Origin of the sequence: Agromyces bracchium, from assembly GCF_009709675.1 — a bacterium.
In the GTDB taxonomy this organism is placed as follows: Bacteria; Actinomycetota; Actinomycetes; order Actinomycetales; family Microbacteriaceae; genus Agromyces; species Agromyces bracchium.
On the sequence record NZ_WMLB01000013.1, the window covers coordinates 30404 to 43584 of the forward strand.

Here is a 13181-nt window from a genome sequence, read left to right on the forward strand (position 1 = left end):
TCGCGCGATCTACAGTGAATCCGTGGGCGTGGTCGATGCGGTGATCCTCATGGGCGGTCGCGCCGAGCGGCTCGGCGGCATCGCCAAGGGCGACCTGCGCGTCGACGGGCGCACGCTGCTCGAGCGGGTCGTGGCGGCCGCCGGGATGGCGCGGCAACGCGTGGTCGTCGGCGATGTGGGCGCCTCAGCGCTGCCCGTCGACGTGATCGTGGTGCGCGAGGAGCCGCCGTTCTCGGGGCCCGCGGCCGCGGTCGCGGCGGGCGTGGCCGCGCTGCCGTCGCGGGCCGGCGCCGAGGGGGAGGATGCCGCCGCCGACGATGCCGCCGCCGACGCCGTGCTGCTGCTCGCGGGTGACCTCCCGTTCGTCGCCGACGCGATCGCGCCGCTGCTCGCGGCGTTCGAGGGGGCGGATGCCGCCGGTGCCGACGGTGCGATGGCCGTCGACGAGGCCGGGCGAGCGCAGTACCTGACCGCCGTCGTCCGGCGCGCCGCGCTCGACGATGCGATCGCCGCGGCCGGCCCGCTTGAGGGTGCATCGATGCGCCGATTGGTCGCCGCGTTGCGACTCGTCGACGTCGCGCTTCCCGGACGCGCGACGATGGACGTGGACACGTGGGCCGACGCGCGCGCCGTCGGAGCGACGGCGGGGGAGGCCGACGGCACGGATGAGCGGTCGCGCAGCGCGATCGGCACCGCGCCGGGCACCACGACGGAAGGAGCATCGACATGAGCGACCAGGACGACCTGCACCGGGTGCTGTCCGACTGGGCGGACCGCGTGCGTGCCGAACTCGACATCGCGGGTGCCCCGCTCGACCTCGACCTCGTGCTCGGCGTCGCCGGCGTGGCCGCGCACGCGGTGGTCCGGCCTGCCGCCCCCGTGACGACGTACCTCGCGGGCTACGCCGCCGGCCTCGCTGCCGCCGCGGGTGCCGATCCGGATGCCGCCGCGGCCGACGCGCTGGAGCGTGCACGCCGGCTCGCCGGCTCGTGAGCAGGTCCGTCGCGTTCAGCGAGGCGCGCGCGCTCGCGCGGTCGGCCGCGCCCGCGCCCGCGACCGAACGGGTGCCGCTCGCGGAGGCGCTCGGTCGCGTGCTCGCCGAACCGCTCGTCACCGCCATCCCACTGCCGCACTTCGCGTCGGCCGCGATGGACGGCTGGGCCGTGTGCGGTCCGCCGCCGTGGCGGTTGCGTGCGGACACCGGTGACGATGCCGCCGGTCCGGCAGCCGCCGGCGTCCCGGCCGCCGCGTCGCCGGCGGGGCTCGAGGCCGGCGAGGCCGTCGAGATCGTGACGGGCGCCCCGGTGCCGCCGGGCGCCGACGCCGTGCTCCGCGTCGAGGCCGGGCGGGTCGTCGAGGGCATCCTCGAACCCGTCGGCGAGACCGGACGGCACGACGTCGACGGTCGGCGGCACATCCGGCCGGCCGGTGCCGAGGCGGCGATCGGCGATCGCCTGCTCGAGGCCGGCGCGGTCCTGACGCCACCGCGCATCGCGCTCGCGGCTGGGACCGGCGCCGACGACCTCGCCGTGCGGCGCCGGCCGCGCGTGGCGCTCATCCTCACGGGCGACGAGGTCGTCGAGTCTGGAGTGCCGGAGTCGGGGCAGGTGCGCGACAGCTTCCGCGTGGCCATCCCGGCCGCCCTGCACGCGCTCGGGGCCGAGGTCGTGGCCGTGCACCGCGTCGGCGACGACGAGCCCACGACCCGCGTCGCCCTCGTGGCCGACGACGTCGACCTCGTCGTGACCACCGGCGGCACGGGCCGCTCGAGCGCCGACCACGTCCGCACCGCGCTCGCCGCAGACGGCGCCGACCTCGTGGTGCCCGGCCTCGCGACGCGGCCCGGTGGGCCGACGCTGCTCGCGCGCCTTCCCGACGCCGGCGGTCGCCTCGTGCTCGGCCTGCCGGGCAACCCCCTCGCCGCGATGCTCGGCCTCGTCGCGCTCGGCGCGCCGCTCCTCGCCGCGTGGACCGGGACGGAGGCCGCCTCGCGCACGGTCGCCGCGGCTCGCGCCCTGCCCGGCCGCGCGCACTCCACCGGCCTCGTGCCGGCGACGGTCGCCGGCGCGGCGGCGACCCCGGTCGCGCACCTCGGCTCGGGGATGCTCCGCGGCCTGGCAATGGCCGACGTCGTGCTCGTCGTCCCCCCGGGCGGCGTCGCGGAGGGCGCATCCGTCGAAGCGCTGCCCCTGCCCTGGTCGGGGTGACGACCGGGCCGACCCTCCAACGGATGGTCCGCCCGTCGCCTGGGTGCCCGAGTCGTCACCGGATATCTCGCACCGTCATCGTGGGGCCGTGGTTCCGGCACACGAACCCTCAACGCACGAGGGAGAAAAGGAGAACGGGACCACCTTTCTCCCACCTTCAGGAGTCGATCCCTCATCGCGTCTACCGGATGCCATCGTGCTTCGGACAACGTCTACCGGGATTGAGCCGGCGCGATCAGCTGCCGCGGTCGACATCCCCGGGACCGGAACCAGAGGTCGGCCACGCCCCGCAGCGGGCGGCTCGGCCGCGCGTCGGCGGCGGGTGGCAGGATCGGGGCATGGAACGCACCGATCGAGACGTCGACGACTTCCTGGCGGCACTCGGGGGCGACCGGGCCGACGCGATGCGCGAGCTCGACCGCGTCATCTCCGCCGAACTCGCCGGGCTCGAGCGCGTGCTGTGGCGGGGCGTGTTCTGGGGCGGCACCGAGCAGTCCATCATCGGCTACGGCGCGATCACCCAGCCTCGCCCGAAGGGCGGCGCGGTCGACTGGTTCCTCGTCGGGCTCGCCGACCAGGCGAAGCACCTGAGCATCTACGTGAACGCCGCAGAGGAGGGCGCCTACCTGGTCCAGCGTCACGCGTCCGAACTCGGGCGGGTGAAGGTCGGGTCCGCCGCGATCGGGGTTCCGAGCCTCGATCGACTCGACCTCGAGGCGTTCGTCCGGGTGCTCCGGAGGGCGCGGGAATTGACGCCCGACGTGCGCTGAGACGCGTGGCGGTCGGCAGCGCGAGCCGTCGCCTGAGCGGTTCGCCCGCGGTTCACCGAAGCTTCACCCTCCCGTCGCATCGTGCCCACCCCGAGGCATGGGCCGACTCCGTACGGTCGTTGCATGTCCACCGAGGTGCCGCTCCACGAGCGGGTGCACGACACCCTGCGCGAGCGCATCGGCCGCGGCGACTGGTCCGCGGGCATGCGGCTGCCGAGCGAAGCGGCGCTGTGCCGCGAGTTCGGCACGAGCCGCGGTCCGGTGCGCCGCGCGCTCGCCGTACTGCGCGAGGAGGGCTACGTCGTCGGCGGTCGTGGCCGGCCGCCGCTCGTCGGACGCGTCGTGCCGACGCAGCCGTTCTCGACCTTCACCTCGTTCACCGAGTGGGCGCGCGCGATCGGCCGGCAGCCCGGACAGCGCACGCTCGAGGCGGGCACGCGACCCGCGCCGTCGACCGTCGCCGGGTTCCTCGGGCTCGACGAGGGCGCCACGGTCACCCAGGTCGTGCGCGTGCGCCTGCTCGACGGCGTGCCGACGATGGTCGAACGCAGCTCGTTCCCGCCCGAGATCGGCGCGCTGCTCGACGACCTCGACGGCGATCGCGGGTCGCTGCACGCGCACCTCGTGGCGCGCGGGGTCGACCTGCGGCGAGCGCGGCACACGATCGACGCAGTCGCCGCCAACCCGCTCGATTCCGAGGTGCTCGAGGTCGACGCCGGCAGCCCGCTCCTCCGCGAGCGTCGGATCACGTTCGACTCGGCCCGCCGTCCGCTCGCATACGCCGACGATCGCTATCGGCCCGAGCTCGCGACCTTCACCATCGAGAACGAGGTCGACCGCCGCACGCCGCTCACCCGGTCGCACCCGACCGAGGCGGTGCGATGATCACCCTGGCCGTGCTGGCGTTCGAGGGTGCGGTGGTCCGGCGGTCGACGGATGCCGCGGCGCCGCCGCAGCTCGTCAAGGGTGTCGAGTCGACGCTCGCCGAGCTGCGCCGCCGGGGCGTGCGCGTCGTGCTCGTGTGCGAGGGGCCGCACCGCACCGCGGTCGACAGGCTCGCTGGCCTCGGCTGGTCGGTGTCCGACGACCTGCGCGCGCCGCGCGCCGTCGACGCCGTCGTGGCCGTCGACGACGTGGCATCCGCCCCGCCCGCGCCCTTCGCCGTGCATCACGCGATGGAGCTCGCCGGCACGCTCGACGTGCGGCAGGTGCTCGTGGCCGGCGACTCGATCGCGATGCTCGAGGCGGGCCGGGCGGCCGGGGCCGGGTGGGTCGTCGGGGTCCTGAGCGGTGCGGCGCGGCGGCCGGAGCTTGCGTCGGTGCACCACGACGCGATCCTCTCCGACGTGAACGACCTCGTCGCGCTCGCGGTGCCTGCGGCCCCCGCGCGCTGAGCCCGGGCTGTCCTCCTAGCCCACGTGGGGGCCGAGCGGCGTGCCCTGGTGGAACAGCATCCGCGGCCGGTCCCCGGCGATCCGCCAGAGCGAGCTGCGCCGGCTCCGCATGCCGTCGGCGTCGAGCGTGTAGGTCAGCAGTGCGAGATCGGGTGCGACCAGCTCGACGTGCTCGCCGGTGACGACGGCCGACTGCACGTCGACCGCGTCGGGCCCGGTCATCACGTCGATGAGCTCGTCCCGAGTCCACAGCCGCCCGCTGCGGCCGATCTCGCGAAAGGACTCGTGGAGCAGGTCTTCCAGCGCCGTGGGGTCGCGCCGGGTCTCGGGCTCGAGCAGTCGGCGTTCGGCTCCGGTCACGAGCACGGCGATGGACTCGTCTTCCATGCCGCGAGCCTACGCCGTCGGCCGCGCAGCCGGTTCGCATCGCGGCAGCCGGGGCGACGGCGCGACCGGCGGACGGGTCGACGGGTCGACGGGCCCACGGGTCGTTCGACCGTTGCGCCCCGTCCGCGCGCCTGCGCACGATGGACCCATGGCGACCCCCCGCGACTTCGATCCGGCCTGCGAGGATCCGGTCGAGGTCGCGGGACGGCTGAGCGTCGACCCCGACACCGGGCTCGACGCGGCCGAGGCGGATGAGCGGCTCCGCACCCATGGGCCCAACGAGCTCAGGCCCGCCAGGCGGGTGCCGCTGTGGCGCCGGGCGGTCGCGCAGCTCGCGGACCCGCTCATCCTGCTCCTCCTCGCCGCGGTCGTCGTGTCGGTCGTCGCGTGGATCGTCGAGGGGGCGCACGGCTGGCCGATCGACGCGCTCGTGATCGTCGCGATCATCGTGCTGAACGCCGTGCTCGGGCTGGTGCAGGAGTCGCGGGCCGAGAAGGCCGTCGCGGCGCTCGCCGTGATGACGCGCGCCCATTCGACGGTGCTGCGCGACGGCGAGCTCCGGACCGTGACGAGCGACGCCCTGGTGCCCGGCGACGTGCTCGCGCTCGCCGAGGGCGACCGGGTCGGCGCCGACGCGAGGCTCGTGCGGGCGAACGCGCTGCGTGTGGCCGAGGCATCCCTCACGGGCGAGAGCGTGCCCGTCGAGAAGGACCCGGCGACGCTCGGGCAGCGCGTGCCGCTCGGCGACCGGCGCGACATGGTGTTCGCGGGCACCGCGGTCAGCCGCGGCACCGGGCGCGCGATCGTGACCGAGACGGGCATGGCGACCGAGATGGGCGCGATCGCGACCATGCTCGACGAGACGGTCGAGGAACCCACGCCGCTGCAGGTCGAGGTCGCGCACCTCGGCCGCATGCTCGGTCGCATCGTCGTCGCGATCGCGATCGTCGTGATGCTGACGGTGACGATCGTGCAGGGCGTCGACACGGCCGCCGGGTTCGTGACCGTGCTGCTGCTCGGCGTCTCGCTCGCGGTGGCGGCCGTGCCAGAGGGCCTCCCGGCGATCATGTCGCTCGTGCTCGCGCTCGGCGTGCAGCGGATGGCGCGCCGCAACGCCGTGGTCAAGCAGCTCTCGAGCGTGGAGACCCTCGGGTCGGCATCCGTCATCTGCACCGACAAGACCGGCACGCTGACGACGAACCAGATGACGATCCAGCGCGTCGTGACGGCTTCGGGCGTCGTCGACCTCGCGGGCGTCGGCTACGCCCCGGTGGGCGCCGCGACCTCGAAGGGGCGGGAGCTCGGCGACGGGCCGCTCCGCACCGAGGCGCAGCTCGTGCTCGGCGCAGGGTCGCTCGTCAACGACGCCCAGCTCGCCGAGCACGACGGGGTGTGGGAGATCGAGGGCGACCCGACCGAGGCGGCGTTCCTCGTCGCCGCACGGAAGGTCGAGGGCACGGCCGAGGAGGCGGCCCGCTACGGCCGCGTGGGCGAGGTGCCGTTCAGCTCGGAGCGCAAGATGATGTCGACCGCGCACCGCCACGAGGGCGGCGACGTCGTCGTGCTCAGCAAGGGCGCGCCCGACGTGCTCCTGCAGCACTGCACACGCCTGCAGGTCGGCGACCGGATCGTGCCGCTCGACCCGGTGCGTCGCGCCCATGCGCTCGCCGAGATCGAGGCGCTCTCGGAGGAGGCCTTCCGCACGCTCGCGGTCGCCTATCGCCCGGCGCCCGAGCTCGCGGTCGGGCTCCCGGCCGGCACGGTGCCGACGGATGCCGCGGGGCCCGACGAGATCGCCGAGGAGGACCTCGTCTACGCGGGGGTCGTGGGCATCATCGACCCGCCGCGCCCCGAGGTGCGACCCGCGATCGCCGAGGCGCGCGCCGCCGGCATCCGCGTCGTCATGATCACCGGCGACCACCCGGCGACGGCCGCACGGATCGCGCGCGACCTCGGGATCATCGGCGAGGACGGCATCGCGCTCCCGGGCGCGCGCCTCGACGGCATGGACGAGCGGCAGCTCCGCGACGCGGTGCGGACGGTGTCGGTGTTCGCGCGCGTCGCGCCCGAGCACAAGCTCCGCATCGTCGACGCGTTGCAGGCCGAGGGGCTCATCGTCGCGATGACGGGCGACGGCGTGAACGACGCGCCCGCCCTGAAGTCGGCCGACATCGGCATCGCGATGGGCATCACGGGCACCGAGGTCACGAAGGAGGCGGCGAAGATGGTGCTCGCCGACGACGACTTCGCGACCATCGTGCACGCCGTCCGCGAGGGCCGGGTGATCTTCGACAACATTCGGAAGTTCCTGCGCTACCTCCTCTACTCGAACATGGGCGAGGTGCTCACGGTGTTCCTCGGCGTCGTGTTCGCGGGGGCGCTCGGCTTCGCCGGGGCCTCCGATGAGGCCGTCGTGCTGCCGCTCCTCGCGACCCAGATCCTCTGGATCAACCTCGTCACCGATTCGGGGCCCGCACTCGCGATGGGCGTCGACCCCGAGGTCGACGACGTGATGGCGCGGCCGCCGCGCGGCCTGCACGACCGCGCGATCGACCTCGGCATGTGGGTCGGCATCGCGACGACGGGCGTCGTGATCGCGATCGCGACCCTGCTCACGATGGACGCCTTCCTGCCCGGCGGGCTGATCCCCGGCGGCACCGACACGTTCGAGACCGCGCGCACGGCCGGGTTCACGACCCTCGTGTTCGCGGGGCTCTTCACCGCGTTCAACGCTCGGTCGGCGACCTCGAGCGCGTTCCGGGCGGTCTTCGCGAACCGCTGGCTGTGGGGCGCGGTCGCACTCGCCGTGGTGCTCCAGGTCGCGGTCGTGTCGTGGGCGCCGCTGCAGGTCGCGTTCGGCACGGCACCGCTCGATGCCGCGCACTGGGCGGTGTGCGTGGCGATGGCGTCGTCGGTGCTGTGGGTGGAGGAACTGCGCAAGCTCGGCATCCGCGCGGTCGCGCGTCGGCGTGCGGCGCGCGACTCCGGTGCCGGGTCGGCGGACGCGAGCGCCGGGGCGCGTGCGTCCGGGATCGCAGACACCCGCCGACGCTGAACCGTGGGCCGGCGGCATCCGTCGTCGCTATCGTCTGCAGCATGACCGAGGCAGCCGCACTCTCGCACGATCCGCTCTGGCCGCGAGCCGGCGACTGGCCCGCGTTCGAGACGATGGCGGATGGCGCGCGCGCCGCGCTCGCGATCGTCGGCGTGCCCGCGTGGCGCACGTCGCTGTCTCCCACGGCGGCGCACGCGACGCCCGCCGCGATCCGCGCCGCGCTGCGGCGCTACAGCCCGGCACTCGTGCCCGACCGCTCGCGGGACCCGCTGAACTTCCCGCTCGCGGGTGGGACGGATCTCGGCGAGCTGACGCTCGTCGACGCGGGCGACGTCGAGGAGCCCGACGGCGAGGCCGGCGAGGCGCGCACGCGTGCCCGCGTCGGCGAGGTGCTCGCCGCGTCCGAGGCCCTCGTCGCGCTCGGCGGCGACAACTCGGTCACGTTCGCCACCGCGCTCGGGGCCTGGGGCACCGACCTCGCGACCGCCGGGCTCGTCACGATCGACGCGCACTACGACCTGCGCGACGGCGTCTCGAACGGCTCGCCCGTGCGCCGCCTCATCGAGGCCGGGCTCGACCCGAGCCGCATCGTGCAGATCGGCATCCAGGACTTCGCGAACTCGGCCGCCTACGCGCGCCGCGCCGCCGACCTCGGGATCACCGTGATCCACCGGAACGAGTTGCACCACCGCCTCCCGCACCTGGCCATGGCCGAGGCGCTCGAGATCGCGGGCGCCGCCGGCGGACCCGTCCACCTCGACGTCGACGTCGACGCGTGCGACCGCTCGGTCGTGCCCGCGTGCCCCGCGTCGGTGCCCGGGGGACTCGCGGCGTGGGAGCTCCGCGCGCTCGTCCGCGCCGCGGCATCCGACCCCCGCGTTCGCAGCGCCGACCTCGTCGAGATCGACGCGACCGCCGACGCCGCCGACGGACGCACCGTGCGCCTCGCCGCGCTCTGCGTGCTCGAGTTCGCCGCGGGCGTGGCGACGCGACTCGTGCCCGGCCCCGCGGAGCCGGTGGTGGTCGACGCGGAGTAGCCGGGCCCGCCTCGCGCTGCGACCGCGCTCGGCCGCCACAGGAGCGACCGCGCCCCCCTCGCCGCGCCCCGCTCGCGGTGGCAGACTCGGCCCCATGAAGACCCTCGTGCTCGTGCGCCACGCGAAGTCGGCGTGGGGCGATCCGACGCTCGCCGACCACGACCGGCCGCTGAACGACCGCGGCCGGCGCGATGCCCCCGAGATGGCGAGGCGGCTCCGCGAGCGAGGGGTCGTACCCGACGCGATCCGGGCCAGTACGGCCGTGCGCGCTCGGACTACGGCGGAGGCGATGGCGGCCGAGCTCGACCTTCCCGCGGAGGCGCTGCTCCTCGACGAGCGGCTCTACGGCGCCGGACCCGACACGATCCTCGACGTCGTCGCCGAGCTCGGCGAGGAGGCCGGCACCGTCATGGTCGTGGCGCACGATCCGGGCATGTCCGACCTCGCGTACCGCCTGTCCGGCGAGATCGAGCACATGCCGACGTGCGCCGTCGCGGAGTTCCGGTTCGCGGTGTGGTCGTGGTCGGAGCTCGCCGACGCCGACGCGGTCGCGGTGCACCTCGACACGCCGCACTGATCCTGTCGCGCGGCGATCGGGTGGGGCCCGAGCGCTCAGCGCTCGTCGTCGTCCGGGGTCGCGAGCATCCGCCGCACGTACGCCGTCGCGGGCGCCGCGCCGAGCTCGGCGAGCGTGCCCCGTTGCGTCACCCGGCCGTCCTCGAGCACGAGCACGCGGTCGGCGAGCGCCGCGGCATCCGCCCTGCTGTGGGTGACCACGACCGTCGCGCCCCCGAACTCGCGCACGTGCCGGGCCAGCTCAGCACGCATCTCGTGCCGGAGTTCGACGTCGAGCGCCGACATCGGCTCGTCGAGGAGGAGCACCTCCGGCTCGGCGGCGAGCGCCCGGGCGAGCGCGACGCGCTGCGCCTGCCCGCCCGAGAGCTCGGCGGGCAGCCGGTCGGCGAGCGGTACGAGGCCGTAGCGCTCGAGCCACGGTTCGGCGGCCGCGCGGGCCGCGTGCCGAGACCCGCGCATGCGCGCGGCGAACGCGACGTTGTCGCGGACCGTGAGGTGCGGGAAGAGCACGTAGTCCTGGAACAGCACCCCGATCCGTCGCCGCTCGGGCGGGAGGCGGTCGACGTCGCGGTCGCCGATGCGCACGGAGCCCGAGTCGATCGGCACGAGCCCGGCGATCGCGGCGAGCAGCGTCGACTTGCCGGCGCCGTTCGGCCCGATGACGGCGAGCGGATGCCCCGGCACCGCGTCGAACGCCGCCTCGACGCGGTGCGTGCCGCGCGTGATCGTCACGTCGGCGTGCAGCGCGGGCCGGTCCGCGGCGGGCTCGCGCCGCCCGCGCCGCTCGGGCTGCGGGGCTCCCGGGGGTGGCTCTGCCGACGACGGCCGGTCGGCGCGCGTCATCCGCGCACCCCCGGCAGCCACCGGTCCCGCAGGAGCAGCAGCACCCCGACGGACACCGCGAGCAGCAGCAGGGCGAGGGCGATCGCCTCGTCGGGGTCCGTCTGCATCGCGAGGTAGCTCGCGATCGGGAGCGTCCGCGTGACGCCCGGCAGCGAGCCCGCGAACGTGATCGTCGCGCCGAACTCGCCGAGCGCGCGCGTGAAGCAGAGCACGGCCCCCGCGGCGACGCCGGGCGCGACGAGCGGGAGCGTGACGTGACGGAACACCTGCCAGCGCGACGCGCCGAGGGTCGCGGCCGCGAGTTCGGTGCGCCGGTCGGTCGAGCGCAGCGCGCCCTCGACCGCGAAGACGAGGAACGGCAGCGCGACGAACACCTGCGCGATGACGACGGCGCCGGTCGTGAACGGCACGGTGATGCCGAACAGGTCCTCCAGCAGCCCGCCGAGGAGCCCGCGCCGGCCGAGCAGGAGCAGCAGCGCGATCCCGCCGACGACGGGCGGCAGCACGAGCGGCACGGTCACGGCCGCCCGGAGCAGCCGCCGCGCGGGGCTCGGCCACGCGGCCGCGCGCGCGAGGAGGGCGGCGAGCGGCACGCCGAGCACGAGGCACACGCCCGTGGCGACGATCGCCGTGCCGAGCGAGAGCACGAGCGCCTCCAGCACGGACCGGCGCGTGAGCAGGTCGCCGAGTTCGCCCCACGGCGCGCGCACGACGAGCGCGACGAGCGGCAGCACGAGCACCGCGAGTGCGATGACGGCGAGCACGGCGACCGGCCACGCGAGTCCGCCGTGCGAGCGCCCGAGCCCGCGACGGGGCGCGCTCGGCGACGCCGGCCGCGTGGTCACGGCGCGCCGAACCCGTGCCCGTCGAGCACCTGGCGCCCCTCCGCACCCGTGACGAACGCCGCGAACGCGGCGGCCGCGTGCGGGTGCGGCGCGTCCGCGAGCGCGGCGATCGGGTACCGGTTGACGACGGATGCCGCGGCGGGCACCTCGATGCCCTCGACCGCGTCGCCGGCCGATCGCACGTCGGTCCGGTACACGAGGCCCGCGTCGACCTCGTCGAGCGAGACCTTCGTGAGCACGGCCTTCACGTCGGATTCGAGCGTGTCGGGCGCGGCCTCGATCCCCGCCTCATCGAGCAGCGTCGCGGCGGCGGCGCCGCAGGGCACGGTCGGGTCGCACAGGGCGATCCGGAGTTCCGGGCGCGCCAGGTCGTCGAGCCCGCTGATCCCGGCGGGATTGCCGGCGGGGACGACGAGCTCGAGGGTGTTCGTCGCGAAGACCGTGGTGGCATCGGCGAGCCCGGCGTCGACGACGGTGGCCATCGGTGCCTCGGCCGCGGCGGCGAACACGTCGGCCGGGGCGCCGGCGACGACCTGCTCGGCGAGCGCGGCACTGCCGCCCAAGTTGAGCACGACGTCGACCTCGGGGTGCCGGGCCTCGAATCGGCCGGCGAGCTCCTCGAAGGCCTCGGTGAGCGACGCGGCCGCGAACACCGTGACCGTGCCGGACTCGAGGGAGTCGGCGCTCGGCGCACCCGTGCCGCCGGCTTCGGGGTCAGCGGGGCCGCCACCGGCGCCGCCGCCCTGGCCGCTCGCGCACGCCGCGAGCACGCCGATCCCCGCGACGGCGAGCGCGAACCGTGCGACGCCGGCGACCTGTGCGACGCGCGGGCGGAGCATCCGCCGCCCGGCCCGTCTGGTGCCTCGGCTCACGCGTCGCCGCCGCTCGGCAGCTCGATCGAGACGACGGTCGCCTTCGCGCTCGCCGCGGCGAGCACGCCGGGCTCGAGCCCGAGTTCGTCCGCGGCCTCGCGGCTCATGAGCGACACGATGCGGAAGGGGCCCGCCCGCAGCTCGACCTGGGCCATCACGCCGTCGCGTTCCACGGCGGTGACGAGGCCGACGAAACGGTTGCGCGTCGATGCCCGCGCGAGGGGGAACGCCTGCGCGAGCGCGCCGCCGCCCGATTCCTCGCCGAGGAGCCGCACGAGCTCGGTGCCGGCGACCATGCGCATGCCGTTCGGACCGCGTTCGAGTTCGAGGCGGCCGGCATCGGCCCAGCGCCGGACCGTGTCGTCGCTCACGCCGAGCAGGGCGGCGGCCTCGCTGATGCGGAACGAGTTCATGGTGTCACCCGCAGATGCGTCGCCATATGGCGAGGATACCCGCGGATGCGGAGGCGATCCAGCCAGTGCCGCCGTCGGCGTCGCGACTCCGCCCGGCCGCGACTCAGTGGCCGTGCAGCGCCCGGTACCGCTCCGCATCGATGGCCATCACGCGCGTGGTGCCGTCGTTGCGGGTCTCCTCGAAGCCGAGCCGCTCGGCGAGCGCCTTCGAGGCGGTGTTGCCGACCGTCATGTGCGCCTCGGCCACCGACCCCTTGAGGTCGTCGAAGGCCAACCCGAGCATCGCCAGGCCCGCCTCGCCGGCATACCCCTTGCCCTGCCAGCGCGGGCCGATGACCCAGCCGACCTCGAGCCGTCGGGCGCCCGGTTCGAGCGTGCGCAGGTGCAGCGACGCGTCGCCGATGAGCTGGTCGTCCAGCAGGACGGCCAGGGCGAGGAAGTCGTCGCGCTGCTCGAGCCGGGTGTGGTGCGTGCGATGGAAGAGGTGCACGAACGACTCGGCGCGGGTGCGCAGCGGCCACGAGAGATGCTCGACCACGGCCGGGTCGGACTGCAGCTCGTACCAGGCGTCGGCGTCGGCCAACCGATGCGGGCGCAGCCGGAGGCGTTCGGTGACGATGACGGGTGAGCGCACGCCGTCCGGGATCCGCGGCCCGCGCAGGAACCGCGGCCGCTGCGGGACGAGGTCTCGGAGCAGGCGCACCACGTCGGTCGACCCGTCTCGCCCGGCACCGGGCGGTGCTCCTGTCGTGCGGCTCATCGAGGCCCCCTCATCACGCTCC

General features: G+C 75.3%; 15 protein-coding genes. 9 read left to right on the forward strand and 6 right to left on the reverse strand.

Annotation, left to right across the window (positions count from 1 at the left end):
* The first annotated feature begins 22 nt into the window (after positions 1-22).
* The 6 genes from mobA to GJ743_RS04390 all read left to right on the forward strand — a co-directional run bounded on the left by mobA (position 23) and on the right by GJ743_RS04390 (position 4371).
* Positions 23-730: a molybdenum cofactor guanylyltransferase gene (gene mobA, locus GJ743_RS04370; RefSeq protein WP_328288780.1), complete on the forward strand. Its 708-nt coding sequence runs from the start codon at positions 23-25 to the stop codon at positions 728-730.
* A complete protein-coding gene (locus GJ743_RS19385) occupies positions 727-993 on the forward strand; it encodes a DUF6457 domain-containing protein (protein ID WP_230386467.1) in 267 nt (88 codons plus the stop codon). The genes mobA and GJ743_RS19385 overlap by 4 nt, the downstream gene beginning before the upstream one ends.
* Positions 990-2207, forward strand: a complete 1218-nt coding sequence (locus GJ743_RS19390; protein ID WP_328288781.1) for a molybdopterin molybdotransferase MoeA — start codon at positions 990-992, stop codon at positions 2205-2207. The genes GJ743_RS19385 and GJ743_RS19390 overlap by 4 nt, the downstream gene beginning before the upstream one ends.
* 338 nt (positions 2208-2545) lie before the next feature.
* The gene (locus GJ743_RS04380; protein ID WP_155050718.1) at positions 2546-2977 is read left to right on the forward strand and encodes a hypothetical protein; all 432 of its coding nucleotides are present in this window, start codon (positions 2546-2548) and stop codon (positions 2975-2977) included.
* A gap of 123 nt (positions 2978-3100) precedes the next feature.
* Complete coding sequence (locus GJ743_RS04385) at positions 3101-3862, forward strand: GntR family transcriptional regulator (RefSeq protein ID WP_155050719.1); 762 nt, start codon at positions 3101-3103, stop codon at positions 3860-3862.
* Entirely contained in the window at positions 3859-4371 is a 513-nt protein-coding gene (locus tag GJ743_RS04390) for an HAD family hydrolase (RefSeq protein ID WP_155050720.1), read from the forward strand. Before GJ743_RS04385 ends, GJ743_RS04390 begins: the two co-directional genes overlap by 4 nt.
* A 15-nt stretch (positions 4372-4386) precedes the next feature.
* On the opposite strand, the gene GJ743_RS04395 is transcribed toward GJ743_RS04390, so the two are convergent.
* On the reverse strand, positions 4387-4758 hold the full coding sequence (locus tag GJ743_RS04395) for a nuclear transport factor 2 family protein (RefSeq protein ID WP_155050721.1): 372 nt from the start codon (positions 4756-4758) through the stop codon (positions 4387-4389).
* Between the two features lie 148 nt (positions 4759-4906).
* Between GJ743_RS04395 and GJ743_RS04400 the strand changes: the two genes are divergently transcribed.
* From GJ743_RS04400 to GJ743_RS04410, 3 genes are all read left to right on the forward strand, one after another.
* Positions 4907-7813, forward strand: coding sequence for a cation-translocating P-type ATPase (locus GJ743_RS04400; RefSeq protein ID WP_155050722.1), 2907 nt, complete (start codon positions 4907-4909; stop codon positions 7811-7813).
* Positions 7814-7854: 41 nt separating this feature from the next.
* On the forward strand, positions 7855-8850 hold the full coding sequence (locus tag GJ743_RS04405; RefSeq protein ID WP_155050723.1) for an arginase family protein: 996 nt from the start codon (positions 7855-7857) through the stop codon (positions 8848-8850).
* A gap of 94 nt (positions 8851-8944) precedes the next feature.
* Positions 8945-9427, forward strand: coding sequence for a SixA phosphatase family protein (locus GJ743_RS04410; protein ID WP_155050724.1), 483 nt, complete (start codon positions 8945-8947; stop codon positions 9425-9427).
* A gap of 35 nt (positions 9428-9462) precedes the next feature.
* Here the strand turns inward: GJ743_RS04410 and GJ743_RS04415 are convergent, their stop codons facing one another.
* The 5 genes from GJ743_RS04415 to GJ743_RS04435 form a co-directional block, all read right to left on the reverse strand.
* Complete coding sequence (locus GJ743_RS04415) at positions 9463-10269, reverse strand: ABC transporter ATP-binding protein (protein ID WP_155050725.1); 807 nt, start codon at positions 10267-10269, stop codon at positions 9463-9465.
* Complete coding sequence (locus tag GJ743_RS04420; RefSeq protein WP_376861977.1) at positions 10266-11114, reverse strand: ABC transporter permease; 849 nt, start codon at positions 11112-11114, stop codon at positions 10266-10268. The genes GJ743_RS04415 and GJ743_RS04420 overlap by 4 nt, the downstream gene beginning before the upstream one ends.
* Positions 11111-11986 (reverse strand): molybdate ABC transporter substrate-binding protein, encoded by an 876-nt coding sequence (modA, locus tag GJ743_RS04425; protein WP_328288782.1) that lies wholly within the window; start codon positions 11984-11986, stop codon positions 11111-11113. The genes GJ743_RS04420 and modA overlap by 4 nt, the downstream gene beginning before the upstream one ends.
* Positions 11983-12399 (reverse strand): TOBE domain-containing protein, encoded by a 417-nt coding sequence (locus GJ743_RS04430; protein ID WP_155050726.1) that lies wholly within the window; start codon positions 12397-12399, stop codon positions 11983-11985. Before GJ743_RS04430 ends, modA begins: the two co-directional genes overlap by 4 nt.
* A 103-nt stretch (positions 12400-12502) precedes the next feature.
* Complete coding sequence (locus tag GJ743_RS04435; protein WP_155050727.1) at positions 12503-13159, reverse strand: GNAT family N-acetyltransferase; 657 nt, start codon at positions 13157-13159, stop codon at positions 12503-12505.
* Positions 13160-13181: the final 22 nt, after the last annotated feature.